This window comes from Aeromonas sp. 25-248, from assembly GCF_053005425.1.
The window spans coordinates 141,922-165,988 of the sequence record NZ_JBRKTB010000001.1; the positions used below are offsets into that span (position 1 = coordinate 141,922).

At 61.3% G+C, this 24,067-nt stretch carries 22 protein-coding genes and 1 tRNA gene; 10 read left to right on the top strand and 13 right to left on the bottom strand.

Going from position 1 to position 24,067, the window contains the following annotated elements; translation table 11 throughout:
• The first annotated feature begins 140 nt into the window (after positions 1-140).
• The 4 genes from ACVDHI_RS00705 to ACVDHI_RS00720 all read left to right on the top strand — a co-directional run bounded on the left by ACVDHI_RS00705 (position 141) and on the right by ACVDHI_RS00720 (position 2,806).
• Positions 141-929, top strand: coding sequence for a transporter substrate-binding domain-containing protein (locus ACVDHI_RS00705; protein WP_010675255.1), 789 nt, complete (start codon positions 141-143; stop codon positions 927-929).
• 99 nt (positions 930-1,028) lie between these two features.
• Positions 1,029-1,973 carry an amino acid ABC transporter permease gene (locus tag ACVDHI_RS00710; RefSeq protein WP_041201654.1) on the top strand — a complete coding sequence of 315 codons (945 nt, stop codon included), beginning with the start codon at positions 1,029-1,031 and terminating at the stop codon, positions 1,971-1,973.
• On the top strand, positions 1,957-2,079 hold the full coding sequence (locus ACVDHI_RS00715; RefSeq protein ID WP_268841653.1) for a hypothetical protein: 123 nt from the start codon (positions 1,957-1,959) through the stop codon (positions 2,077-2,079). Before ACVDHI_RS00710 ends, ACVDHI_RS00715 begins: the two co-directional genes overlap by 17 nt.
• Entirely contained in the window at positions 2,063-2,806 is a 744-nt protein-coding gene (locus ACVDHI_RS00720) for an amino acid ABC transporter ATP-binding protein (protein ID WP_010675257.1), read from the top strand. Before ACVDHI_RS00715 ends, ACVDHI_RS00720 begins: the two co-directional genes overlap by 17 nt.
• A 124-nt stretch (positions 2,807-2,930) precedes the next feature.
• Here the strand turns inward: ACVDHI_RS00720 and ACVDHI_RS00725 are convergent, their stop codons facing one another.
• On the bottom strand, positions 2,931-3,302 hold the full coding sequence (locus tag ACVDHI_RS00725; protein ID WP_041214885.1) for a hypothetical protein: 372 nt from the start codon (positions 3,300-3,302) through the stop codon (positions 2,931-2,933).
• Between the two features lie 178 nt (positions 3,303-3,480).
• On the opposite strand from ACVDHI_RS00725, the gene ACVDHI_RS00730 reads away from it, so the two are divergent.
• Positions 3,481-4,320 carry a sterol desaturase family protein gene (locus ACVDHI_RS00730; RefSeq protein ID WP_447211692.1) on the top strand — a complete coding sequence of 280 codons (840 nt, stop codon included), beginning with the start codon at positions 3,481-3,483 and terminating at the stop codon, positions 4,318-4,320.
• A 65-nt stretch (positions 4,321-4,385) separates the two neighbouring features.
• Here the strand turns inward: ACVDHI_RS00730 and ACVDHI_RS00735 are convergent, their stop codons facing one another.
• From ACVDHI_RS00735 to tadA, 9 genes are all read right to left on the bottom strand, one after another.
• The gene (locus ACVDHI_RS00735; protein ID WP_039040258.1) at positions 4,386-5,795 is read right to left on the bottom strand and encodes a basic amino acid/polyamine antiporter; all 1,410 of its coding nucleotides are present in this window, start codon (positions 5,793-5,795) and stop codon (positions 4,386-4,388) included.
• A 9-nt stretch (positions 5,796-5,804) separates the two neighbouring features.
• Entirely contained in the window at positions 5,805-6,707 is a 903-nt protein-coding gene (locus tag ACVDHI_RS00740; RefSeq protein WP_039040257.1) for a homocysteine S-methyltransferase family protein, read from the bottom strand.
• Positions 6,708-7,001: 294 nt separating this feature from the next.
• Positions 7,002-7,544, bottom strand: coding sequence for a hypothetical protein (locus tag ACVDHI_RS00745; protein WP_042017561.1), 543 nt, complete (start codon positions 7,542-7,544; stop codon positions 7,002-7,004).
• 18 nt (positions 7,545-7,562) lie between these two features.
• Positions 7,563-8,882 carry a hemolysin family protein gene (locus ACVDHI_RS00750; RefSeq protein WP_041213150.1) on the bottom strand — a complete coding sequence of 440 codons (1,320 nt, stop codon included), beginning with the start codon at positions 8,880-8,882 and terminating at the stop codon, positions 7,563-7,565.
• A gap of 241 nt (positions 8,883-9,123) precedes the next feature.
• Positions 9,124-9,834 (bottom strand): phosphate signaling complex protein PhoU, encoded by a 711-nt coding sequence (gene phoU / locus ACVDHI_RS00755; protein WP_029314752.1) that lies wholly within the window; start codon positions 9,832-9,834, stop codon positions 9,124-9,126.
• 108 nt (positions 9,835-9,942) lie between these two features.
• Positions 9,943-10,761 carry a phosphate ABC transporter ATP-binding protein PstB gene (pstB, locus tag ACVDHI_RS00760; protein WP_010675264.1) on the bottom strand — a complete coding sequence of 273 codons (819 nt, stop codon included), beginning with the start codon at positions 10,759-10,761 and terminating at the stop codon, positions 9,943-9,945.
• Positions 10,762-10,865: 104 nt separating this feature from the next.
• Positions 10,866-12,515, bottom strand: coding sequence for a phosphate ABC transporter permease PstA (gene pstA, locus ACVDHI_RS00765; protein ID WP_042017560.1), 1,650 nt, complete (start codon positions 12,513-12,515; stop codon positions 10,866-10,868).
• 17 nt (positions 12,516-12,532) lie between these two features.
• Positions 12,533-14,770: an ABC transporter permease subunit gene (locus ACVDHI_RS00770; protein ID WP_282414356.1), complete on the bottom strand. Its 2,238-nt coding sequence runs from the start codon at positions 14,768-14,770 to the stop codon at positions 12,533-12,535.
• Positions 14,771-14,937: 167 nt separating this feature from the next.
• Entirely contained in the window at positions 14,938-15,486 is a 549-nt protein-coding gene (gene tadA, locus ACVDHI_RS00775) for a tRNA adenosine(34) deaminase TadA (RefSeq protein ID WP_129146697.1), read from the bottom strand.
• 378 nt (positions 15,487-15,864) lie between these two features.
• Between tadA and ACVDHI_RS00780 the strand changes: the two genes are divergently transcribed.
• The 4 genes from ACVDHI_RS00780 (at position 15,865) to aceA (ending at position 20,022) form a co-directional block, all read left to right on the top strand.
• Positions 15,865-15,941 (top strand) — tRNA-Pro (locus ACVDHI_RS00780).
• A 257-nt stretch (positions 15,942-16,198) separates the two neighbouring features.
• Positions 16,199-16,339, top strand: coding sequence for a hypothetical protein (locus ACVDHI_RS00785; protein WP_010675269.1), 141 nt, complete (start codon positions 16,199-16,201; stop codon positions 16,337-16,339).
• A gap of 692 nt (positions 16,340-17,031) precedes the next feature.
• Positions 17,032-18,639: a malate synthase A gene (gene aceB, locus ACVDHI_RS00790; RefSeq protein WP_324062175.1), complete on the top strand. Its 1,608-nt coding sequence runs from the start codon at positions 17,032-17,034 to the stop codon at positions 18,637-18,639.
• Between the two features lie 69 nt (positions 18,640-18,708).
• Positions 18,709-20,022 (top strand): isocitrate lyase, encoded by a 1,314-nt coding sequence (gene aceA, locus ACVDHI_RS00795; RefSeq protein ID WP_041213155.1) that lies wholly within the window; start codon positions 18,709-18,711, stop codon positions 20,020-20,022.
• Between the two features lie 206 nt (positions 20,023-20,228).
• On the opposite strand, the gene hda is transcribed toward aceA, so the two are convergent.
• The 3 genes from hda to upp form a co-directional block, all read right to left on the bottom strand.
• Positions 20,229-20,930, bottom strand: coding sequence for a DnaA inactivator Hda (gene hda, locus ACVDHI_RS00800; protein ID WP_010675272.1), 702 nt, complete (start codon positions 20,928-20,930; stop codon positions 20,229-20,231).
• A 102-nt stretch (positions 20,931-21,032) separates the two neighbouring features.
• A complete protein-coding gene (locus tag ACVDHI_RS00805; protein WP_042017558.1) occupies positions 21,033-22,061 on the bottom strand; it encodes a DUF2066 domain-containing protein in 1,029 nt (342 codons plus the stop codon).
• A gap of 140 nt (positions 22,062-22,201) precedes the next feature.
• Complete coding sequence (upp, locus tag ACVDHI_RS00810; RefSeq protein ID WP_005302745.1) at positions 22,202-22,828, bottom strand: uracil phosphoribosyltransferase; 627 nt, start codon at positions 22,826-22,828, stop codon at positions 22,202-22,204.
• A 176-nt stretch (positions 22,829-23,004) separates the two neighbouring features.
• On the opposite strand from upp, the gene purM reads away from it, so the two are divergent.
• Positions 23,005-24,042: a phosphoribosylformylglycinamidine cyclo-ligase gene (purM, locus tag ACVDHI_RS00815; RefSeq protein WP_139736376.1), complete on the top strand. Its 1,038-nt coding sequence runs from the start codon at positions 23,005-23,007 to the stop codon at positions 24,040-24,042.
• Positions 24,043-24,067 lie beyond the last annotated feature (25 nt).

The following is a 24,067-nucleotide window of genomic DNA, read 5'->3' on the forward strand; positions in this document are numbered from 1 at the left end:
TAGAATCTCATATGGGGCTTTTGCCCCGACCAAGACAATAATCCTGTCTTGCCTGCTGCCGGATGCAGCAGTCTCTTGTGCCATGGAGTCGCACGGGAGCAGGTTCAAGGCCGACCACATTTACGACAGAGACGTCATTTATGATCAAAAAACTCATTCTTTCTACCCTGCTGCTGTGCGGGCTGGCCAACGCCGCGCCCACTTCCACCCTGGATGCCGTGCTGGAGCGCGGTGTGCTGCGGGTCGGCTTCGATGCCGGCTATCAACCCTTCGAGATGACCAACAAGCAGGGCCAGTACATCGGCTTTGACGTGGATCTCGCCAAGATGGTCGCCAAGGAGATGGGCGTGAAGGTGGAGTTCGTCAACACCGCCTGGGACGGCATCATCCCCGCGCTCTTGACCGACAAGTTCGACGTCATCATGGGCGGCATGACCGTCACTCCCCAGCGCAACCTGCGCGTGAACTTTGCCGATCCCTACATCGTCGTCGGCCAGACCATCGTGCTTCGCAAGGACAAGGCGGGCGAAATCAAATCCTTCCAGGACCTCAACGATCCCAAATACAAGATCGCGGTCAAACTCGGCACCACCGGCGAGCAAGCGGTCAAGCGCATGATCCCCAAGGCCACCCTGCTGCAGTTTGAAACCCAGGATGACGCCAAACTGGAAGTGATCAACGGCAAGGTGGATGCCTTCGTCTACGACCTGCCCTACAACGCCATCTTCGCGTCCCAGAACCAGGGCGCCGTGGTGCACCTCGACAAGCCGTTCACCTTCGAGCCGCTGGCCTGGGCCATCCGCAAGGGGGATCAGGACACCCTCAACTGGTTCAACAACTACCTGCGCCAGATCAAGGGCGACGGCAGCTACGACCGTCTCTACAAGAAGTGGTTTGAATCCACCGCCTGGCTGAACCAGCTCAAATAACCTCTCAAAGGGGCGGCATGCCGCCCCTTCACGCAGACTCCCCACACGATAACGACAAAAGAGGTTGTGACAGTGATCAACCCCAAACTCACAAGACAGATGGAAAAACAGCCCAATCAGCTGCTCTGGCACGGGATCTTCCTGCTGCTGGTGCTGGCCGCCATTTTCGGCATCTACAAGGCCGTGCAGGCAGTGGATTACACCTGGCGCTGGGAACGCATTCCCCAGTACATCGCCTATCAGGCAGAACAGAAACACTATGCCGAGTTTGACGGCACCGTGGTCGCGGACAAGGGACAGCTCTTCCTGCAAGACGATCTCGACCCCAGCCGCCGTCAGGCCATCGCTCCCAAGGGCTCCCAGCTGGCTGAAGGGGATACCGTCTTCCTCGGCGATACCCTGGATGTGCAACTGAGCTGGACCGCCGGCCCCATCGCCTGGGGCGTCTGGGTCACGGTCAAGCTCTCCCTGGTGGCGGGCATCTTCGCCATCCTGCTTGGCACCCTGGCCGGGCTCGCCCGCCTTTCCCCCAATCCGGCCCTGCGCAACCTGGCCGTGACCTATGTGGAACTCATCCGTGGCACCCCGTTGCTGGTGCAGATCTTCATCGTCTATTTCTTTATCGGCACCGTGCTGAACCTCGACCGATTCACCGCTGGTGTGGCGGCGCTCGCGGTCTTCACCGGCGCCTACGTGGCGGAAATCGTGCGCGCCGGTATCAGCTCCATTCACAAGGGGCAGATGGAAGCGGGCAGAAGCCTTGGCATGACCTCGGCCCAGACCATGCGCTACGTCATCCTGCCCCAGGCCTTCAAACGGGTGCTGCCACCGCTCGCGGGCCAGTTCATCAACCTCATCAAGGACTCCTCTCTGGTCTCCGTCATCTCCATCACGGATCTCACCAAGGCAGGGCGCGAAGTGGTCAGCTCCACCTTCAGCCCGTTCGAGGTGTGGTTCACCGTGGCCCTGCTCTATCTGGTGCTGACCGGCACTCTCTCCTTCCTGGTGCGTCGTCTGGAGGTGAAATATGCGCGCAGCAACTGATCCCGTTATCAAGGCGCCATCGGTGTCGAAACGTTCTGCCATCACCGGCACTCCCTGCCCCTTACCGGTGCGTCGTCTGGAGGTGAACTATGCGCGCAGCAACTGATCCCATCATCAAGGCGACCGGTGTAGAGAAGTTCTACGGCACCGAGGTGCACGCCCTGAAAAACGTCAGCACCCAGGTGGCCGAAGGGGAAGTGGTGGTGATCGTGGGGCCGAGCGGCTCGGGCAAGTCCACCTTCCTGCGCACCCTCAACCAGCTGGAGACCATCAACGATGGCAATATCGTGGTCGACGGCATCAGCCTCACCGAACCCGGGGATGTCAACAAGCTGCGGGAAGAGGTGGGCATGGTGTTCCAGTCCTTCAATCTCTTCCCTCACCTGACGGTGCTGGACAACATCACCCTGGCCCCCCAGAAGGTGAGAGGACTCTCTCGCCAGGAGGCTGAGGAGCGGGCCAAGGCCCTGCTGCTCAAGGTCGGTCTCTCCAACAAGGCCCAGAGCTACCCCTCCCAGCTCTCCGGCGGCCAGCAGCAGCGGGTGGCCATCGCCCGGGCGCTCGCCATGCAGCCGCGCATCATGCTGTTTGACGAACCCACCAGCGCCCTCGACCCCGAAATGGTGGGAGAGGTGCTGGACGTCATGAAGGGGTTGGCCCGCGAAGGGATGACCATGGTGGTGGTGACCCACGAGATGGGCTTTGCCCGGGAAGTGGCGGACAGAGTGCTCTTCATGGAGAGCGGCGAGCTGCTGGTAGACGAGAAACCCGCCGACTTCTTCGACAATCCCCCCTCCCCGCGCCTGCGCCAGTTCCTGAGCCAGGTACTCTGACGAGCGCACCGATATTGGCAATCCGGTAAAGGGGCAAACCCGGGCTCGATCAACCGCGCAGCGGTGTCATGCAAATCAAGAAGAGGGAGCCCAGGCTCCCTTTTTTGTTCCAGGTGGCTCGCACCTAGAATCGATACATGCCCGTCAGGCCGGCGAAGTGCTGCTCGGGCAGCACCACGGGTGCCAGCAGCCAGCGATCCGTCCCGTAGGCACCGGCGGCGGCCCCCAGCGCATTGGCCCCCGCATCCAGGGCGGAGAAGGGCCCCTGACCACTGGCCCGCTCGATCAGCTCTGCGGCGATGCCGATGCCGGTCGAGATGCCAAAACCAATCCAGCCCCTGTGCTCCCGATAGCCATAGTGATCCGCGATGGCCGTAAAGCCCGCCCCCATGGCCGCACCACCGACAACATGGCTCAACTCGCTGTTGAAACTGTCATTGGCCATCGCACTCGCACTGAGCAGGCCGAGCATGAGACAAACAGGCGTCCCGTTCATTTTCTCTCCCTCCCAAGGTACTGCCGCTTGCGGTAGATGCCGCGCGCGCTCCTTCTTCAGTGTAAACAGGGAGGGCAAGGCCGGGCCGCGTCAGACAGGAGGATCACCATCAAATGTTAATGAGTTTTTAACATCATCCGGTATGCTGACATCCAACTGGTCCAACCGGATGGCTCACATGGATGTGCAACTGCTCCTGCTCTACCTCTCGCCCCTCTTTCTGGTCTTCATCGGCTGGGAGATGCTCTACCTGCGAAAACACGGCGCCGCCTATCCCACGGCGGGCTACCAGTGGAAGGATCTCTTCGCCAATGCCACCCTGGCACTGATGCATCAGGGGGGCGATGCCCTGGCCGCCATTGCCATCGCCTATCTCTATGACACCCTCTGGGGCTGGCGACTATTCGATATCGAACTGAACCTCTGGAGCCTCTTGCTGCTCTTTCTGTTGCAGGATCTCTGCTACTGGCTGTTCCACTTCGCGAGCCACCATGTGCGCTGGCTCTGGGCCTCCCACGTGGTGCACCACAGCTCGGAGCGGCTCAACCTCTCCACCGCCTTTCGCCAGAGCCTGATGTACCCGGTCTCCGGCATGTGGCTGTTCTGGATCCCCATGATCCTCATCGGCTTTCCCCCCGAGGCGGTGGTGGCCACCGTGCTCTTGAGCCTGGGTTTTCAGTTCTTCGTCCACACCCAGGTGGTGGGCAAGCTGGGCAAACTTGAATGGATCTTCAACACCCCCTCCCACCACAGGGTGCACCACGCCAGCAACGCCAGATACATCGATCGCAACTTCGCCGGCGTGCTCATCATCTGGGACCGGCTGTTTGGCACCTTCGTGGAAGAAGACTTGGGCGAGCCGTGCCGTTTCGGCATCACCAAGCCAATCCACAGCTTCAACCCCCTCACCCTCACCTTCCACGAGTGGCGCGACATGCTGCAAGAGGCCCGGGGCCTCCCCTGGCGGCAAAAGCTCGCCGTGCTGTTTGGCAAACCGGCGGGCCCCACCAACAGTTGACCCACCGACCAGGATAAAAAGAGCGCCCAGGGGCGCTCTTTTTCATGACAGGAACACCCCCCGGGTCAGACGTGAACGAAGGACCAGACGGCGGGGATCAGGCTCAGCAGCGTCACCCCGGCCAGCAGCCGTTCACGCCCGCTGAGCCGCTGTTCGGCGCCGAGCTGGCGACGGCTGTAGAGAAACAGCAGCAGACCCGGCCCGTAGAGCAGAAGCGACAGCAGCAGGTACTCCACCCCGGCGGCGTAGAGCAGCCAGAAACCATAACCGCTCGACACCAGCGCCACCACCCGCATCAGACCGCGGCCCTGCCCCCCCTTGCCACTGAAGACCAGCTTGAGCAGGAAGAGGCCGATGAGCAGGTAGGGCACCAGGATCATGGAGGTGGAGATGAGCAGCAGATTGGTGTACCCCTTGCCAAGCAACCACACCAGCAGCAAGCAACCCTGCACGGTCAGGCTGGTGAGCCAGAGCGAGGCGATGGGGGTGCCGTTGCGGTTCTCGCGCCGGAAGATGGCCGGGAAGGCCCCGTGACGCGCCGCGCTGAACGGCACCTCGGCCGAGAAGAGGGTCCAGCTCACGTAGGAGGCGAGCACCGACACGATGAGGCCGGCGCTGATGAGCAACTTGCCCCAGGAACCCGTCATCTGGGCCATCAATCCCGCCATGGAGGGGTTGGGCAGGGCCGCAAGCTCCGGGCGGCTCAATATTCCGAGCGCCAGCACCGAGATGAGCACATAGAGCAGCAGCGCCAGCACCACGCCGAGCACGGTGGCGGTGCCCACATCCCGCTTGTTTCTCGCCCGGGCCGAGAGCACCGCTGCCCCTTCGATGCCGGTGAAGACCCAGAGGGTGATGAGCATGGTGTTGCGCACCTGCTCGGAGACCGGTACCGCCAGGGTGCTACCCTCCTGATCCGTCGCAAAGGTGACCGGATCGAACCAGTAGCAGGCGAACAGGATGAACAGCAGCAGCGGCAGGCTCTTGGCCAGGGTCGCCACCAGATTGAACAGGGCCGCCTGCTGCACGCCGCGGGCCACCAGCAGGTGCACCGCCCAGAGGATGCAGGACTCGCCGACAAAAGCTGCCAATGTGTTGCCCTCGCCAAACCAGACCCGCTCCGGCGTGTCGACGAAGCTGCCCAGCGCCGCGAAGGCGATCACCAGATAACCCACCACGCCGATGGTGGCACAGAGCCAGTATCCCCAGGCGGAGAAGAACCCCACCAGCTCGCCAAAGCCGGCTCGGGCATAGCTGTAGATGCCGCCGTCGAGCTCGGGTTTGAGCCGCGACAGGTAGAGGAAGCTCATGGCCAGCGCCAGTATGCCGACCCCGGTGACGGCCCAGCCGATCAGCACGGCGCGGGCGCCCGCCACATCGGCCATGTTCTGGGGCAGGCTGAAGATGCCGGCCCCCACCATGGAGCTGAACACCAGCGCAGTGAGGGACCAGAGCCCGATCTTGCTCTCTTTCATGGGCGCTCCTTAACGCAGCCGGCTGGCCAGCGCCTCGATGTGTTCCGGACCGATGCCGCAGCAGCCGCCGATGAGGTTTGCCCCGGCTCTGCGCCAGCGCTCGGCCCAGCCGAGGTAATCCAGCGGCCCCAGATCGCCGCGGATCTCGTCCAGACCGTCATTGGCAGTCGCCTCCTTGGGCTGGGGCGGGAAGGCGTTGGCATAGGCGCCGAGGCGAACGTCGGTGCGCCCCTGAACCTGCAACGCGGCGACGGCCACCTTGAGCGCCCCTTCAATCACCTCGGGCTGGCAGCAGTTGAACAGGATGGCATCCACCCCGGCCGACGCCAACGCGGTCACGGCATCCGCCACCCGCTCGCCGGAGCGCAGGGTGGGCTCGCTGCCCGGCGCCTCGTCTTCCAGAGTAAAGGAGACCCAGAACGGCTTGCCGTCCTCGGGCAGCAGGGCCTTGAGGGCCAGGGGTTCGGCGATGAGGCTCATGGTCTCCGCCAGCCAGAGATCCACATGGGGTGACAGGGCACGGATAAGCGGTGTCGCCAGCTCGCTCACCCGCTCGGCCTGATAGAGGTCCGCACGATAGGAGCCAAAGAGCGGCGGCAAGGAACCGGCCACCTTGACGGCTCCCCCCTGCTCGTCGGCCACGTCTCGGGCCAGTTGCCCGGCCAGAGCCGCAAGTGCCTCCCCTTGGGCGGCAAAGCGTGCCTCGCCGATATGGAAGGGCACCAGGGCATAGCTGTTGGTGGTGATCACCCGGGCACCGCTCGTCGCATAGGCCTGGTGTACCTCGCGCACCGTCTCGGGCGCTTCCATCAACGCCAGTGCCGACCACTCCGGTTGACGGAACGGCGCACCACGCCGCGCCAGTTCACGACCCATACCGCCATCGAGTACCCACAAATCCTGCTTGTCCATCTCTGTCTCTCTGCGTCTCCCCGCCATGACGGGTGTTTATTGTGTGAAACCATATTAAGCCATCAAAACATCTAGACGGCTAGAAATCCCAAATATCATGACCCAAAGTAGAACAAGAGGCAATCGGGGGCTACGAACAAATCCGGGCAAGCTCAGGATGATGGCGGCAAAGGGAGGTCTCCCCGGCACAGGCATCACCTGGCCAGGCACTGAAACGACAAGAGGCCACCCCGGGGGGTGACCTCTTGTGAAACAGGGGATCAAGGCGGGCACAGCCGCCGATAACCAGGGGGCTCAGCGCCCGGCCAGCACCCGCTTGGTCTGCTTGACCCAGTCGGAGACCCGGCCCTGCTGGGGATAGCCCTGCCAGATCTGCTCCCACTGGGCGGGGCTGAGCGGACGGCCCAGCCGACGCTGCACCCCGGCATAGAGGTAGTCGTGGGCCGTGGTGCGTGCCTGGGCGGAGGTGAGGAACTTGGCCACCGGGTCGGTCAGGCGCACATCCCGCATGCCGAGCAGCGGGTAGTCGCTGTGCACCGCCGCCAGCATGGTCTCGCGCATGGCGGATTCGATGTAACCCCGGGCAAACAGGGCGGTGACCGATTCAAGCGACCCTTGATCCGGGCCGTGATACTCCTCGTCGAACACCGGGCTGGGCTCTGCCACGGCGCTTTGCACCACCGCATCGGGATCCTGCTGCGGGACCACCACGGCAGGCTCGGGGGTAACGGGTTTGGCAGGCGTCACCGGCTTGCGCGGTGCGCTCTGGCTGCAGGCACCCAGTGCCAGGGCGAGCGCCACACAGGCCAGCGCACGGGAATGAGTCTTCATCTTCATGATTGCTAACGAACTCCTTTAGGATTCCTGAGCGGGCTTCTCATTGCTCGCAGGTTCTACCCGGGTGACCAGCAACTGGTCAATCTTGTAACTGTCGATGTCCACCACTTCGAACTTGTAACCGGCATATTTGACCGAGTCGGTGCGCTTGGGGATCTTGCGCAGCATGTACATGATGAAACCGGCGATGGTCTCGTAGTTCTGGTTTTCCGGGAACTCCTCGATGTCGAAGGCGCGCATCACGTCGGAGATGGGGGTCACCCCGTCCACCAGCCAGGAGTTCTCGTCCCGCTGGACGATCTGCTCTTCCACCACGTGGGTGGCCCACTCCCCCATGACGGTACTCATCAGGTCATTCATGGTGACAATGCCCACCACCAGGGCGTATTCGTTCATCACCACCGCAAAATCGCCACGATGGTTCTTGAAGTACTCCATCGCCTCGTAGAGGTTGAGGGTGTCGGGAATAATGATGACGTTCTGAACCAGGGAGCCGCTGTTGAGATCGATGCTCTGGCCGCTGATGACGCGGATCAGCAGCTCCTTGGCATCCACGAACCCCTTGATGCTGTCGAGGTTGTGGTCGCACACCAGGAACTTGTTGTGGGGGTGCTCGGCGATCTTCGCCTTGATGCTCTCCTCCCCCTCTTGCAGGGTGAAGTAGATGAGGCTCTCCCGCGCCGTCATGGCGGAAGTGACACCCAAGGACTGGAGCTCGAACACGTTCTCGATGAGCTGGTGCTCTTCGCGCTGGATGACACCGGCTTCGGCACCTGCATCCATCACCGCATAAATATCGTCGGAGGTGATCTCGTCGTTGCGCACCATGGAGATGCGCATCAGCCGGAACAGGCCGTTGGCCATGCCGTTGAACAGCCACACCAGCGGCATCAGCAAGGTGACGCACAGCATCATGGGACGCACCACCACCACGGCGATCCGCTCGGGCATGGTCATGGCGAGGCGCTTGGGCATCAGGTCCGCTATCAGGATGAACATGCCGGTGACGAAGACGAACGAGGCCGCAGAGCTGATCTGGCCGAGCCAGGGCCCCTGATAGAAGCCAGCAATCAGCTCTCTGATGGCGGGATTGAGGGCGGATTCCCCCAGGATACCGCCGAGGATGGCGACGGTATTGAGGCCTATCTGCACCACGGTAAAGAAGTTGCCCGGCTGGGCCTGCAATGCCAGCACCTTTTCGGCGTGGCGGTTGCCCTCGTCGGCCATCACCTGCAACTTGATCTTGCGGGAGGCAGCAAGGGAGATCTCGGAGAGAGAGAAGAACACGCTGCCGGCGACCAGCAGCATCAGAAAGAACAAACTATCGGCAAAACTCATGATTAACCTATTGCTACAGCCGCCTTAGCACAAGACGGCAAACTGGGCCCGGGAAACCGGACCGTGACTCCATCCGGGACTCACACAGGGGCCATATTCTAGCAGAAAAGCGCCCGCTGGGTGGCGTTATCTTGAACTGCCGTGCCATGCAATGAAAAAGGCGCTCAAAGCGCCTTTTTATTCAATCAGGGTTGGATTCCCGTCGTGCAGCCGCGACGGAGTCTCCACTCAAGGCGCCCGATCAGCCCTTGCCCAGCAGGTCGCTCAGGTCATCGGCCTTGGTGTGGCGCACATCCTTGCCCTTGACGTAGTAGACGATGTACTCGCAGATGTGCTGGCAGCGATCACCGACCCGCTCGATGGCCCGTGCCGCCCACAAGACGTTCAGCACCTGCGGTATAGTGCGCGGATCTTCCATCATGTAGGTCATCAGCTCGCGGATGATGGACTCGTACTCCCGGTCCACCTTGTCATCTTCCTTGTAGACCGCCAGGGCCGCGTCCAGATCCATGCGGGCGAAGGCGTCGAGCACGTCGTGCAGCATCTTGATGGTGCGGCGACCCATGTTCTCCAGCGACACCAGCGGCGGCTGCGGCTTGTTGGCGTTGTCGGTCAGCATGCGGGCAATCTTGTCCGCCACGTCGCCGATGCGCTCCAGATCCGTAATGGTCTTGATGATGGCCATCACCAGCCGCAGGTCGGACGCGGTGGGCTGACGCTTGGCGATGATGCGGGTGCACTCCTCGTCGATCGCCACTTCCATGGCGTTGACCTTGTGGTCGTTGGCGACGATCTTGCGCGCCGCATCCAGATCCTGGCCATGGATGGCGGCGATGGCGTCGGTGAGTTGCTTCTCCACCAGCCCCCCCATCACCAGTACCTGGTTGCGCACGCTCTCAAGCTCGGCATTGAACTGACCGGAGATGTGTTTGTTGAGGTTCATATTGTCCATACCAGTAATCCTTGTTGCTCCGATTATGCCTTAGCCGTTGAACTGACTGCCAATCTGTTTGTTGATGCTCATCTTGCTCATCTTGCTCATCTCAATCAGCGGCATCCCTTAGCCGTAACGACCGGTAATGTAGTCTTCGGTCTTCTTCTTGGCCGGGGTGGTGAAGATGGTGTTGGTATTCGAGTACTCGATGAGTTCCCCCATGTACATGAACGCGGTCTGATCCGAGACCCGCGCCGCCTGCTGCATGTTGTGGGTCACGATCACCACGGTGAACTGGCTCTTGAGCTCGTTGATGAGCTCCTCGATGGTGAGGGTGGAGATGGGGTCCAGCGCCGAGGTCGGTTCATCGAGCAGCAGCACTTCCGGCTCGATGGCGATGGCACGGGCAATCACCAGACGCTGCTGCTGACCGCCGGAGAGACCAAAGGCGTTGTCATGCAGACGATCCTTCACTTCCTCCCACAGGGCAGCACCGCGCAGGGAACGCTCGGCGGCCTCGTCCAGGGTACGGCGGTCATTGATGCCCTGCAGGCGCAGGCCGTAGACCACGTTCTCGTAGATGGACTTGGGGAAGGGGTTGGGGCGCTGGAACACCATGCCCACCTGACGGCGAAGGGCGGAGACATCCACGCTCTTGTCGTAGATGTTGTGGCCGTGGAGCTGGATCTCCCCCTCGATGCGGCAGATCTCCACCAGATCGTTCATCCGGTTGATGCAGCGCAGCAAAGTGGACTTGCCGCAACCGGACGGGCCGATGAAGGCGGTGACCTGACCCTTGGGGATCTTCATGTTGACGTTGAACAGCGCCTGCTTGTTGCCGTAGTACAGGTTGAGATCCTTCACCTCCAGCGCAGTCTGCTCCGGGGTCAGGTTGAGCAGGTCGGTGGCGGTGTGCGGGGCCGAACTCGGTGTTACGTTGATCATCTGTTTACCTCAAATTCTCTTGGTGGCAGCGGGCAAACGTCTTGCCCGCTGCCGGAATATCTGGTTGGCAGGGAAGGTCCCTGCCCGTCTCTGTAATGGCTGGATTAATGTTCCAGCGACCGGAATTTCTCGCGCAGGTGGTTACGAATACCGATCGCCGTCAGGTTGAGGCCGACGATCACCGTCACCAGCAGGAAGGAGGTGGCGTAGACCAGAGGACGCGCCGCCTCGACGTTCGGGCTCTGGAAGCCCACGTCATAGATGTGGAAGCCCAGGTGCATGAACTTGCGCTCCACGTGCAGGTACGGGAAGTTGCCGTCCATCGGCAACGTGGGAGCAAGCTTCACCACCCCCACCAGCATCAGCGGCGCCACCTCGCCCGCCGCACGGGCGATGGCCAGGATAAGGCCGGTCATGATGGCCGGGCTGGCCATGGGCAGCACGATGCGCCACAGGGTCTCGGCCTGGGTGGCACCCAGCGCCAGCGAACCCTGGCGAATGGTGCTCGGGATCCGGGCCAGCCCCTCTTCGGTGGAGACGATCACCACCGGCAGGGTCAGAATGGCCAGGGTCAGGGCTGACCAGATGACTCCGGGGGAACCGAAGGTCGGGCTCGGCAGCGCTTCCGGGTAGAAGAGGCGGTCGATGCTGCCCCCCAGGGTGTAGACGAAGAAGCCCAGACCAAACACGCCGTAGACGATGGAGGGCACCCCCGCCAGATTGATCACCGCGATACGGATGATCTTGGTCAGGCTGTTTTTGCCCGCGTACTCGTGCAGGTAGACCGCCGCCACCACCCCGAGCGGGGTCACGATGATGGCCATCAGGATCACCATGAAGACGGTGCCGAAGATGGCCGGGAAGACGCCGCCCTCGGTGTTCGCCTCCCGGGGGTCATCGGAGACGAACTTGCCAATCTGGTGGAACCAGTGACCCACCTTGGCCATCAGGCTCATGTCGTTGGGCCAGACCACATCCAGCACCCGGGACATGGGCATGGTCACCAGCTCGCCGCGCATGTCCTTGACGGTGATGCTGTCTCTGTCCGCCTGGGTACGCAGGGAGAAGAGCTCTTTCTCCAGCACCTGATAACGGTCGTTGAGCGCCTGACGCTCGCTCGCCAGCTCGGCTTTAAGCTGATCGGTCAGCTTGTCATCCAGCTCGGCCTTGCGCTCTTTCAGGCGCAGGCGCTCCAGCTGATAGTTGATGCTGCCGATGGCCCCTTTTTGCAGGTCGTTGGCTTGGCTTGAGAGGCCGTTGGCACGGGCCAGCACCCGCTGCAAGGCGGGATGCAGATCCGTGGTCAGCTCCTGGCCATCTTCCTTCACCGAGGTGATGTAACCATAGAAGTTGCCGTTGGTGGCGCGTTCCACCATGGCGAGCTCCGCCGGCTGGGTGCGCGACTTGATATCGGTCTCCAGCACCCAGCGAAAATCGAGGTCGACGAACTCCCGGTTGCCGGTCTTGACCAGATAACGGGTAATCTCTTCGCGATCCTCCCCTTCCAGCGCCTGGCCGGCGGCGCGCAGGCGCTCCACCGGCACCAGCTCCCGGTCGTTGATCTCGCCAATCAGGACGCTCTTGTTGCCGCTTGCATCTTCAAGCTGCCACTCATAGATGGGATGGGGCCAGAAATAGACCAGACCACGCCAGCCAATCAGCAACAACAGACCCAGTACGGCCACCAGACTCAGGCTGACGGCGCCCCCCGTCATCCAGATCCAGGGGGCCCCCGATTTAAACCACTTACCCATTGTCGATTCCTTAGTCCTTACAGAGAGCTGTACTTTTCACGCAACCGCTGGCGGACGAATTCGGCCAGGGTATTGAACAAGAAGGTGAACACAAACAGCACGAAGGCGGCGAGGAAGAGCACCCGGTAGTGGGAGCTGCCCACTTCCGATTCCGGCATCTCCACCGCGATGTTCGCCGCCAGGGTCCGCAGCCCCTGGAACATGGAAAAGTCCATGATGGGGGTGTTGCCTGTGGCCATCAGCACGATCATGGTCTCGCCCACGGCGCGGCCAAGGCCCATCATCACCGCCGAGAAGATGCCCGGGCTCGCGGTGAGGATCACCACCCGGCTCAGGGTCTGCCACGGGGTCGCCCCCAGCGCAAGCGAGCCCTGGGTCAGGTGCTTGGGCACCGAGAAGACCGCGTCTTCGGCGATGGAGAAGATGGTGGGGATGACCGCAAAGCCCATGGCGATACCGACCACCAGGGAGTTGCGCTGGTCAAACTTGATGCCCATGTCGTGGGTCAGCCAGATGCGCGAATCACCGTGCATGAAGGCGTTCTCGATGATGGGGCTCAAGGCGAAGGCGCCCCATCCGATGAACAGCAGCACAGGGATGAGCAGGATGGCGTGCCAGCCTTCCGGCAGCCAGGTGCGGCCGCGCTCCGGCAGATAGTTCCACACCAGGGCGGTGAGCAGCATGCCCATGGGCAGCAGGATCAGCAGCAGGATCACCCCGGGCAGGGCCCCTTCGATGATGGGCGCGAGCCACAGACCCGCCAGGAAGCCGAGGATGACGGTCGGCAGCGCCGCCATGATCTCCACCGTCGGCTTGACGTATTTGCGCAGCCCCGCCGACATGAAGTAGGCGGTATAGATGGCGCCGGCGACGCCGAGCGGCACCGCGAACACCATGGCATAGAAGGAGGCTTTCAGGGTACCGAACACCAGGGGCACCAGGCTCAGCTTGGCTTCGAAGTCGTTGCTGGCGGAGGTGGACTGCCACACGTACTGGGGCTCGGGATAGCCTTCATACCACACCTGTTGCCAGAGGGCAGACCAGGTTACCTCGGGGTGATCGTTCTCGACGTCAAAGACCTTGAAGTCATCCCCCTGCTGGGTCAACAGCAGGTTGTGGCGAGGAGAGATGGCAACGGCAGCCAGGTTGCCCCCGTCAATCTTCTCGCCAAGCAGCTTGGCTTCGCCGGTGGCATGGAAGAAGTTGATGGTGCCGTCGCTGCCTGCGCTGATGAAGCCCTTGCGAAAGTGCTCGGGGGTCAGCAGGGCGACCGGCGCGTCACTCTTGAAGTCACGGATCTGGGTGAACTGGCGCTTGCCATCCTTTGCCACCTCGAACCACTGGGAGATGACGCCGTTATCGTTGCCCACCAGCAGGGAAGACGCACCGGAGAGCAGGGCCACCTGGGTCACGCTGGCATTGGGGGCGTTGATCTCCATGACATTGCGCAGGGAAATGTCGCTCAGGTTGTGGATGTCATAGACCGACAGGCGGTTGCCCTCGCGCACGAACAACAGGCGCAGGTTCGGGGTCAGCAGCATCTGGTCAACATGGCGTGGCAGGGACGGAATGGTGTAGGTCTGGTTGCTCCACTCGATTTCGCCGGAGAGGAAGTTCTCCTCGCCGCTCATCACCATCAGCACACCACGACCATCTTCGGTCACGGCCGCGGTGGCCATCTTGTCCTTGGTCGCCTCGAAGACCATTCGCGTCAGCGCCTTGCCCTGGGGATCGATCACCACGGGGGTCTCGCCGAAGGGATATTGCAGGCTGGGCTCAATGACGCGCACGTCATTGGGATAGGAGATCTTGAAATAGGGTTGCACCACCTGAGCCTTGCCGTCGGCAAACCCATAGGCGATGAGTTTCTGGCCCGGCGCAGGCGGCGCGACCGCCGTGATCTCGCCGTTCACCTGCGCCTCGCCAATCACCTGTCCGGTCTTGATCTTGCCATCCGGTTGCACGGCAAAGAACTTGACCTTCCCCTGGTCGCTGAAGCGGTAACCTATCTCGTTTTGCTCCTCGACCCCGAGCCAGGCGGTCTTGCCCTTGATGGGCAGGGTGAAGGAAGCGGTGCTCTCCATGCTGGCGCCATTGAAGATGGGCTTCACCACATAAAGCAGGTAGAAGAAGATAAGCAACAGCGCCACCAGCACCAGGGCTCCCCCTGTGGTGACGCCATATTTGGCCAATTTATCCTTGATCCGGCGTTTTCGACTGCCCGCCATGACCAGATTTAACGATTCCGATGACATGCAAGACCTCAATGTGAGCTAGGCTTGGCGGCATTATATGGCGGATGCATGACAGTTTTGTTACATCAACAGCGGCAAAGAGCGCAGGCTCCATCGGGGGGTGGCAGTTGGTATTCGGGGGGAAGCAGGCCGCCGGTCTGGCAGTGAAATAAAAGCAAACGGGGCCATCAGGCCCCGCTGTCATCTTGAGGAAGCGCCTCTTTCGCGGCGAGTCTGGCCGCCTTCTTCTCGGCGCGGCGCCGTTTGAAGAAATCCGACAGCTGGGCCGAGCAGGCGTCGGCGAGCACCTCCCCCGTCAGTACCACCTGGTGGTTGTGGCGGGGATCCAGCAGGATGTCGAACACAGAGCCTGCCGCCCCCGTCTTCAAATCCCGGGCACCATAGACCACCCGCTTGACCCGGCTGTGGATGAGGGCGCCGGCACACATGCAGCAGGGCTCCAGCGTCACATAGAGGGTGGTGTCGAGCAGGCGATAGTTTTCAAGCTGCTTGCCCGCTTCCCGAAGCGCCATCACCTCGGCATGGGCGCAGGCGTCGTGCTCGCTGATGGAGCGATTCCACCCCTCTGCCACTATCTCGTCCCCCAGCACCAGCACGGCGCCCACCGGGATCTCGCCTATCCCCTCTGCCCTGGCTGCCAGGGCCATGGCATGGCGCATCCAACGTTCGTCCTCCTCGCGCTGGCTGATCTGTGCTGCAACTTCAGATGGTTTCACGCCCTGATCCTCTCGTCGATATGATGTCGGCTTGCCTGGCCCCTGCACGGCATCGGCCGCGCACTCCCGGATTGCTGCGTCCCGGCCCTGGGCACACCGGGCCCCTTCCCCCTCGCGCTAGCCGGTAGCCCACGGCAGAAGATGCTGTCAATGAAAGAGAGGCCAAAGGCCCCGGCGACATAAGAACGCCCCGAGTTGGGTGTTCGCCACCCTGTGCCCGCCTAAGGGGGCGGCGATTATGCCAAAACTCCGGCCAGGGCCCAAGTTGCATCTTGGCTGAACAATAAAGAAGCAGTCGGCATCTCCCTGATAAAAAAGGAGTTGCGCCCGCCAAATCATCCGATTAGACTTCCTCCCCGTCAGCCGAGCTGACTCCGTCGGTGTGTAGCGCAGCCAGGTAGCGCATCTGCATGGGGTGTAGAGGGTCGGAGGTTCGAATCCTCTCACACCGACCAAATTCCCCGAGAATAGCCCAGTCAAACGACTGGGCTATTTTTTTGCCTGCACGCCCGACGCTTGCCTCTTTTTCCTCTCGCCTCCCCCGTTCATCAGGTCGCCGCTTTTTATTGGCATGAATTTTATACAGAACCACTTGAAGCTTTCATAAAGTGCCGCTAGGATACGCAACTTTTCCGCCGGCCATAAAAACAGGGAGGTGGACACTAGGGTGATGGAATCACCGACCGGCTTGCAATCAATGAGGCAAGCATCCATGACCCAAGCTGTTGACTCCCAGCCCGTTCAGCCCCTGATCTCCCCCACACCCTCCGAGCTCGATTCCGCAGAGCACGGGTTTGGCAGTTCAGTGCACCTCGATGTGATCGATCTCGCCGCCCCGGATGAAGATTACTGAGACGAGCCCGTACCATAGTGCGGTTCAAGACGCCGGTTTTGCTGTCCGGCATCGCCCTTGACCCCGGCCAACAGACCGCCACCGCAAATAACGACAAAATGCTGGTTTTTCTTCAAAAATCAGTTTAATTGACCATCTCCTGCGCCCCAACCTCCCTCTCCTTCATGGACACGGCTTGATACAAACCTACGTTATTGCTCGTCATTTCCCTCTCTCCTGTTCGCCTTCGCCATTTTGACTCAATTTGACATTTTAGTTTTAAACACCAGTTCACTACCCGGTCACTTCATAGCCCTCATGCAGACTGGATTGAACGAAGGCATTTCATACAGCTGTTTTTGCAAAGCTTGGAGTAATGTCGGGATTTGTTTTTGCATTTGTAATTTTATTACGTAATTAGTTACATTTTTAACCCATCCCCTCTACCGAAATCCTCCCCCCTGCCGCCCCGGCAACCCAAGAGCATAACCATCTGCAAAGAGCTTTTACACTAATCACATAAACCCATTTAAAACAGCATCTTAACTATCATCAAAAAACACCTGTTTTAAAAATCAAGTTGACGAATCCGCCATTCTTTTGCACCTTATGAATCGTGTTACCCCGCTGTTACGGGGAGTTTGAAAGAAAGGGATATAGACGTTGGTCGTAGTTAATAAATTCAAAATGTAACTTTTGGAGGAGTACCCACTATGTCGGCACCGGCCCAGACCATCAGCAGCACCCGCCTGCTCATTCAAGGCGAGATGCTTCCCGATTACGCGCAGATCCTGACGCCGGATGCGGTGGCCCTGGTGTCCGAACTGGTGGAACGTTTCGCTCCCCAACGCAATGAGCTGCTGAAGCAGCGAGTCGCACGCCAGGCCCGTATCGATGGCGGCGAGTTGCCGGACTTCCTGCCAGAGACCGCCCATATTCGCGATGGTGAGTGGACGGTGCGCGGCATCCCCGCCGATCTGCAGGACCGCCGTGTGGAGATCACCGGCCCGGTCGAGCGCAAAATGGTGATCAATGCCCTCAACGCCAACGTCAAGGTCTTCATGGCCGACTTCGAGGACTCCCTGGCCCCGGCCTGGAACAAGGTGATCGAGGGCCAGATCAACCTGCGCGATGCGGTCAACGGCACCATTGCCTACCAGAGCCCGGAGGGGAAGGCCTATACCCTGAATCCCAACCCGGCCGTGCTCATCTGCCGGGTGCGCGGTCTGCATCTGCCGGAGAAGCACGTCACCTTTGATGGTGCCCCCATTCCCGGCGGCCTGTTCGACTTCGCCCTCTATTTCCTGCACAACCACAAGGCGTTGCTGGCCAAGGGCTCCGGTCCCTACTTCTACGTACCCAAGCTGCAGAGCCATCTGGAAGGGCGCTGGTGGAGCGAGGTGTTCGCCTGGACCGAGGACAAATTCGGTCTGCCCCGCGGTACCATCAAGGCCACCGTACTCATCGAGACCCTGCCGGCGGTATTCGAGATGGACGAGCTGCTCTATCAGATGAAGGATCACATCGTTGCCCTCAACTGCGGTCGCTGGGACTACATCTTCAGCTATATCAAGACCTTGAAAAACCACCCGGATCGCGTCCTGCCGGATCGTCAGGTGGTGACCATGGACAAGCCGTTCCTCTCTGCCTACTCGCGACTCCTCATCAAGACCTGCCACAAGCGCGGCGCGCTGGCGATGGGGGGCATGGCTGCCTTTATTCCGGCCAAGGACGCGGCAGTCAACGAACAGGTGTTTGCCAAGGTGCACGCAGACAAGCAGCGCGAAGCCGACAACGGCCACGATGGCACCTGGGTCGCCCACCCCGGTCTGGCCGATACCGCCATGGCGGTGTTCAACGCCACCATTCCGGCGGGAGCCCAGAACCAGATCGGCGTGCTGCGCGAGCAGGATGCCCCCATCACGGCCGCCGACCTGCTGGCCCCCTGTGAGGGTGATCGCACCGAGGCGGGCATGCGCACCAATATCCGCGTCGCCCTGCAATACCTGGAAGCCTGGATCAACGGCAACGGCTGCGTGCCCATCTACGGACTGATGGAAGATGCCGCCACCGCCGAGATCTCCCGCACCTCCATCTGGCAGTGGATCCGCCACGGCAAGACCCTCTCCAACGGTCAGGCGGTGACCAAGGCGCTGTTCCGCCAGATGCTGGCCGAGGAGCAGGAGGTGGTCAGAGGCGAAGTGGGCGAGGCCCGCTGGCAATCGGGCCGTTTCGCCGAGGCGAGCGCCCTGATGGACGAGATCACCTGCGCCGACACACTCATCGATTTTCTGACGCTGCCCGGCTACGAGCGGCTGTGAGACCCGGGCCGGTAACGGCCCCCATAACAAGTCAATGGAAACGTGAAATCAATGAAAGAGGGAACTGATATGGCACTGACCCGTGAGCAACAGATCCAGGCTATCGAGAAAGACTGGGCAGAAAACCCCCGCTGGAAAGGGATCAAGCGCGGCTACAGCGCCGAGGACGTGGTGAACCTGCGTGGCAGCCTGCAGCCGGCACACACTCTGGCCCAACGCGGCGCCGACAAACTGTGGGAGCTGATCCACGGCGGCGCCAAGAAAGGCTATGTAAACTGCCTCGGCGCCCTGACCGGCGGCCAGGCGGTGCAACAGGCCAAGGCCGGCATCGAAGCTATCTATCTCTCCGGCTGGCAGGTGGCGGCGGACAACAACCTCTCCTCCACCATGTACCCGGATCAGTCCCTCTACCCGGCCAACTCCGTCCCCTCCGTGGTGGAGCGCATCAACAACTCCTTCGCCCGGGCCGACCAGATCCAGTGGGCCAACAAGGTTGGACCAGAGGACAAGGGCTTCATCGACTACTTCCTGCCCATAGTAGCGGATGCGGAAGCCGGTTTCGGCGGCGTGCTGAACGCCTTCGAGCTGATGAAGGGGATGATTGAAGCGGGCGCCGCCGGCGTGCACTTCGAAGATCAGCTCGCGTCCGTGAAAAAGTGCGGCCACATGGGCGGCAAGGTACTGGTCCCGACCCAGGAAGCGGTGCAAAAGCTTGTCGCAGCTCGCCTCGCGGCAGATGTCTGCGGTACCACCACCCTGGTGATCGCCCGCACCGACGCCAACGCAGCGGATCTGCTGACCACGGATGCCGACCCCTACGATGCCGGCTTCCTGACCGGTGAGCGTACCAGCGAGGGCTTCTACAAGGTGCAGGCCGGCATCGAGCAGGCCATCTCCCGCGGCCTGGCCTACGCCCCTTACGCCGACATGGTGTGGTGCGAGACTGCCAAGCCCGATCTGGACGAGGCGCGCAAATTTGCCGAGGCCATCAAGGCCCAGTACCCGGACAAGATCCTGGCCTACAACTGCTCCCCGAGCTTCAACTGGAAGAAGAACCTGGACGATGCCACCATCGCCCGCTTCCAGCAGGAGCTCTCCGACATGGGCTACAAGTACCAGTTCATCACCCTGGCGGGTATCCACAACATGTGGTTCCACATGTACGAGCTGGCCTACCAGTACGCCCGTGGCGAGGGAATGAAGCACTATGTCGAGATGGTGCAGCAGCCGGAATTCGCCGCCGCCGAGCGGGGCTACACCTTCGTGGCACACCAGCAGGAAGTCGGTACCGGTTACTTCGACAAGGTAACCACCGTCATTCAGGGCGGCCAGTCATCGGTGACCGCGCTGACCGGCTCGACCGAAGAGGATCAGTTCCACTGATAGCTGTGTAATGCTCGCAAACAAACCCCGGCCAAGTCCCGGGGTTTGTCGTTATGGGGCTTAGAACCTCTCCCAGTAGGCGTAATCGTTGAAGGCAGTTTGAACACGGACAGCGCGCAGAAACCGGAGCGTACTGTAGTACGTGAGGATTTCGAGCACTGCCCAGGTTCAAAATGGCGAATAAGATAGCCTAATGGGATAGGTTTTCAGAGCTCGAGGATCTCTTTGACGAAAGGGATGGTCAGCTTGCGCTTGGCACGGAAGGAGGCGTTGTCGAGACGATTGAGGGTGGCAAGCAGGGTGCGCATGTCGCGGGAGAGGCGGTTGAGCAGGAAACGGCCCACGTCGATGGGCAGCTTGAAACCCCGCAGCTCGGCGCGCAGTTGCAGGGCGCTGAGTTTGCCCTCGTCGTCCAGCTCGTCGAGGTGGAAGCTCACTCCCCAGTCGAGACGGGACGCGAGATCCGGCAGTTGCAGCCCCAGCTTGCGTGGCGCGCTGCAGCCGGTAACGATGAGCGTCCCCTCCCCCTTCTCCTTCCAGCGATTGTAGAAGTCGAACAGGGCCCGCTCCCACAGGGCGTTGCCGGCGATCGCCTCCAGGCTGTCGAGACAGACCAGGGGCAGGCTCTCCAAAGCATCGAGCATGCTGGGGTCAAGCTGTTCGAACTGATCGAGGGAGAGATAGGCCGCCGCCGCGTCGCGGGCGTTGACCTCGGCACAGGTAGCATGGAGCAGATGGGAGCGGCCCGACCCCTTGGCTCCCCAGAAATAGAGGAAGGGCGAGCCCTGACCAATGGCCGCATTCTTGAGGGCGGTGATCAGATGGGCGTTGTTGCCGGGATAAAAACTGACGAAGGTTTCATCATCCGGTAGTTGTACGGCTAAAGACAGTTGGGCCGGTTGCTTCACTCGTTGGGCTTTGACTGTGATATTTGCGGGCAAGTGTATCACCAGCGGGGCAGATAGAGAACCGCCCGGACCATGCCGGGCGGTCAGGATCCTTCCCCGGGATCAGGGCTGCGACCATTGATAGCGCAGGCCGCTCTCGTTGTCCTCCACCTGATGCAGCCGGCTCTCCAGTTGCAACCCCCTCACCAGCTCGGCCTTGTCCCCCTGCAGCGAGAGGTTGAAGGTCACCTTGTCCCCTTCCAGCTTGCCGATGGCCACCTTGGTGACACTGGCCATCCCCTGCAGCAGCTTCTGGATCTGGATCATGCCATCGATGTCGGACAGCCCCTCCACCACCAGGGTCTGGCTGGAGGCGACACCGGAGAGACGGGTACCGTACTGCTGCACCAGCCAACCGGCCAGGGCATCGGCAAAGCCCTTTGCCACCTCGGCCTGGGTACCTGAACCCGAGCCCTTGGTCAGCTCGGTCAGCTCTCCTGCCTGCGCCCCCGGCTTGGACCCATAAAGACCCCAGTCGATGCTCCAGGCCTCCCCCTCCGGGCTCAGTTTGCCGAGCACCACCATTTCAGCGCCGTAACGCTGGCTCGCCTTGAGCACGGGATCGGCAAAGCGGCCCCAGACATCGGTGGCATTGACCGCCATATTGTCATCCAAGTCCATCAGCGGGAGACTGACCGGCAGCCCCATGGCCTGGGTCTGGGCACGCAGCGCCTCGGACCAGCCATCGCCGGACTGATCCGGCAGAATGCGCCGCTCCCCTTCGTCGACCACCAGCCAGATGGCGACCTGCGGCCGCACCGGGCCCAGCAGGGCAAACTTGCTCTGACCGACCAGGGCGTTCACCTTGGCCACATTGAAATCCGCCTTGAGAAACTTGACCGAGCCGATGTCCTGATAGCTGTATTGCTGCACGTAATCCGCCGGCGCCGCCAGGGCCTTCACCACATCCGGCTGGGTGAGGATATCGCGCTTGCCCGTCACCTTGACGAGCACATCCCCCAGCGCCTGGGACTGGGCGGCCGTCATGTCGCCACTGGTGGGAGCCTTGCCCTGATAGAGGTCGGTTACCTGGGCGGCCGATACCACGAGTGGCAGACAGCAGCAGAGGAGAGTCGCTAAGCGTTTCAGCATAAAGAAGATTCTCGAAATGGGGGATGGTGCTTATGGTAGCGGCAAGGCGCGCATGGCAGCAAGCAAAGGGGGGAGAAACAGCGGAGCCGGCAGGGTGCCGGCTCCGTTTGCGCGCCTTGGGCGCGGCGATGGGGTAATGCTTACTTGGTGCCGAAGATCTTGTCGCCAGCATCCCCCAGACCCGGGACGATATAGCCCTTCTCGTTCAGCCCCTGGTCGATGGAGGCACAGAACAGCTCCACGTCCGGGTGAGCGGCTTCCAGCGCCTTGATGCCTTCCGGCGCGGCAACCAGCACCAGCACCTTGATGGACTGGCAACCTTTCTTCTTGAGCAGATCGATGGTGGCGATCATGGAGCCGCCGGTGGCCAGCATGGGGTCGATGACCAGGGCAAGACGCTCTTCGATATTGCTGACAATCTTCTCGAAGTAGGGGACAGGCTGCAGGGTCTCTTCATCGCGATAGATACCGACCACGCTGACGCGGGCGCTCGGCATGTGCTCCAGCACGCCGTCCATCATGCCAAGACCGGCGCGCAGGATGGGCACGACGGTGACCTTCTTGCCCTTGATCTGGTCGACTTCCACAGGGCCGTTCCAGCCATCGATGGTCACTTTTTCGGTTTCGAAGTCAGAGGTCGCTTCGTAGGTCAACAAACTGCCCACTTCCTTGGCCAGTTCACGGAAACGCTTGGTGCTGATGTCGCCTTCGCGCATCAGGCCGATCTTGTGCTTGACCAGGGGGTGTTTGACTTCAACGACTTTCATTATTATCTCCTCTAACCGGCGCCAAAAAAATCGCGGAATCATACAACAAAAGCCACGGCTTGTAGAGCTTTTCGATTCAAAAACGCGCAAACGATTTTCTTTCTGGTTTTTCGTGCCCGCTGGTAGAATACGCCCCGAATTTTACCCTCCACTTCTTTATATGACGGGGAATACGCGTGACTGACAAAACCTCACTGAGCTACAAGGATGCTGGCGTAGATATCGATGCCGGCAATGCACTGGTTGAACGTATCAAGGGCGTGTCAAAACGCACTCGTCGTCCTGAAGTCCTTGGTGGTCTTGGCGGCTTTGGGGCCCTGTGTCAAATCCCTGCTGGCTACAAGGAACCGGTACTGGTCTCCGGTACCGACGGGGTGGGCACCAAGCTGCGTCTGGCCATCGACCTGAAGAAGCACGACACCGTAGGGATCGACTTGGTCGCCATGTGCGTCAATGACCTCATCGTGCAGGGCGCCGAGCCCCTCTTCTTCCTCGACTACTATGCCACCGGCAAACTGGACGTGGACACTGCCGCTGCCGTGGTCACCGGCATCGGCGCCGGCTGCGAACAGTCCGGCTGTGCCCTGGTCGGCGGTGAAACTGCCGAAATGCCTGGCATGTATGAAGGGGAAGATTACGACATCGCCGGTTTCTGCGTCGGCGTGGTGGAAAAGAGCGAGATCATCGACGGCAGCAAGGTTGGCGAAGGGGATGCCCTGATCGCCCTGGCCGCCAGCGGTCCCCACTCCAACGGCTTCTCCCTGGTGCGCAAGATCCTGGAAGTCTCCAAGGCCGACGTGCAGCAGCCGCTGGGTGACACCACCCTGGCCAACGCCCTGCTGGAGCCGACCCGCATCTATGTGAAGCCCGTGCTCAAGCTCATCAAGGAGTGCGAGATCCACGCCCTGTCCCACATCACCGGCGGCGGCTTCTGGGAGAACATCCCGCGCGTGCTGCCCGCCAACACCCAGGCGGTCATCGACGAGCAGAGCTGGCAGTGGCCGGCGGTGTTCAGCTGGCTGCAACAGGCAGGCAACGTCACCCGCCACGAGATGTATCGCACCTTCAACTGCGGCGTCGGCATGATCATCGCCCTGCCGGCGGATCAGCTGGACAAGGCACTGGCCCTGCTCAAGGCCGAAGGCGAGAACGCCTGGCACATCGGCCACATCGCCAAGGCGGCCGATGGTGAGGAGCAGGTCATCATTCAATGAATGATCGGATCAACGGCCAGATGAC

Coding starts and splice junctions, on each gene's coding strand:
- ACVDHI_RS00705 (WP_010675255.1), top strand. CDS start 141: ATGATCAAAAAACTCATTCTTTCTACCCTGCTGCTGTGCGGGCTGGCC.
- ACVDHI_RS00710 (WP_041201654.1), top strand. CDS start 1,029: ATGGAAAAACAGCCCAATCAGCTGCTCTGGCACGGGATCTTCCTGCTG.
- ACVDHI_RS00715 (WP_268841653.1), top strand. CDS start 1,957: ATGCGCGCAGCAACTGATCCCGTTATCAAGGCGCCATCGGTGTCGAAA.
- ACVDHI_RS00720 (WP_010675257.1), top strand. CDS start 2,063: ATGCGCGCAGCAACTGATCCCATCATCAAGGCGACCGGTGTAGAGAAG.
- ACVDHI_RS00725 (WP_041214885.1), bottom strand. CDS start 3,302: ATGAACGGGACGCCTGTTTGTCTCATGCTCGGCCTGCTCAGTGCGAGT.
- ACVDHI_RS00730 (WP_447211692.1), top strand. CDS start 3,481: ATGGATGTGCAACTGCTCCTGCTCTACCTCTCGCCCCTCTTTCTGGTC.
- ACVDHI_RS00735 (WP_039040258.1), bottom strand. CDS start 5,795: ATGAAAGAGAGCAAGATCGGGCTCTGGTCCCTCACTGCGCTGGTGTTC.
- ACVDHI_RS00740 (WP_039040257.1), bottom strand. CDS start 6,707: ATGGACAAGCAGGATTTGTGGGTACTCGATGGCGGTATGGGTCGTGAA.
- ACVDHI_RS00745 (WP_042017561.1), bottom strand. CDS start 7,544: ATGAAGATGAAGACTCATTCCCGTGCGCTGGCCTGTGTGGCGCTCGCC.
- ACVDHI_RS00750 (WP_041213150.1), bottom strand. CDS start 8,882: ATGAGTTTTGCCGATAGTTTGTTCTTTCTGATGCTGCTGGTCGCCGGC.
- phoU (WP_029314752.1), bottom strand. CDS start 9,834: ATGGACAATATGAACCTCAACAAACACATCTCCGGTCAGTTCAATGCC.
- pstB (WP_010675264.1), bottom strand. CDS start 10,761: ATGATCAACGTAACACCGAGTTCGGCCCCGCACACCGCCACCGACCTG.
- pstA (WP_042017560.1), bottom strand. CDS start 12,515: ATGGGTAAGTGGTTTAAATCGGGGGCCCCCTGGATCTGGATGACGGGG.
- ACVDHI_RS00770 (WP_282414356.1), bottom strand. CDS start 14,770: ATGTCATCGGAATCGTTAAATCTGGTCATGGCGGGCAGTCGAAAACGC.
- ACVDHI_RS00785 (WP_010675269.1), top strand. CDS start 16,199: ATGACCCAAGCTGTTGACTCCCAGCCCGTTCAGCCCCTGATCTCCCCC.
- aceB (WP_324062175.1), top strand. CDS start 17,032: ATGTCGGCACCGGCCCAGACCATCAGCAGCACCCGCCTGCTCATTCAA.
- aceA (WP_041213155.1), top strand. CDS start 18,709: ATGGCACTGACCCGTGAGCAACAGATCCAGGCTATCGAGAAAGACTGG.
- ACVDHI_RS00805 (WP_042017558.1), bottom strand. CDS start 22,061: ATGCTGAAACGCTTAGCGACTCTCCTCTGCTGCTGTCTGCCACTCGTG.
- upp (WP_005302745.1), bottom strand. CDS start 22,828: ATGAAAGTCGTTGAAGTCAAACACCCCCTGGTCAAGCACAAGATCGGC.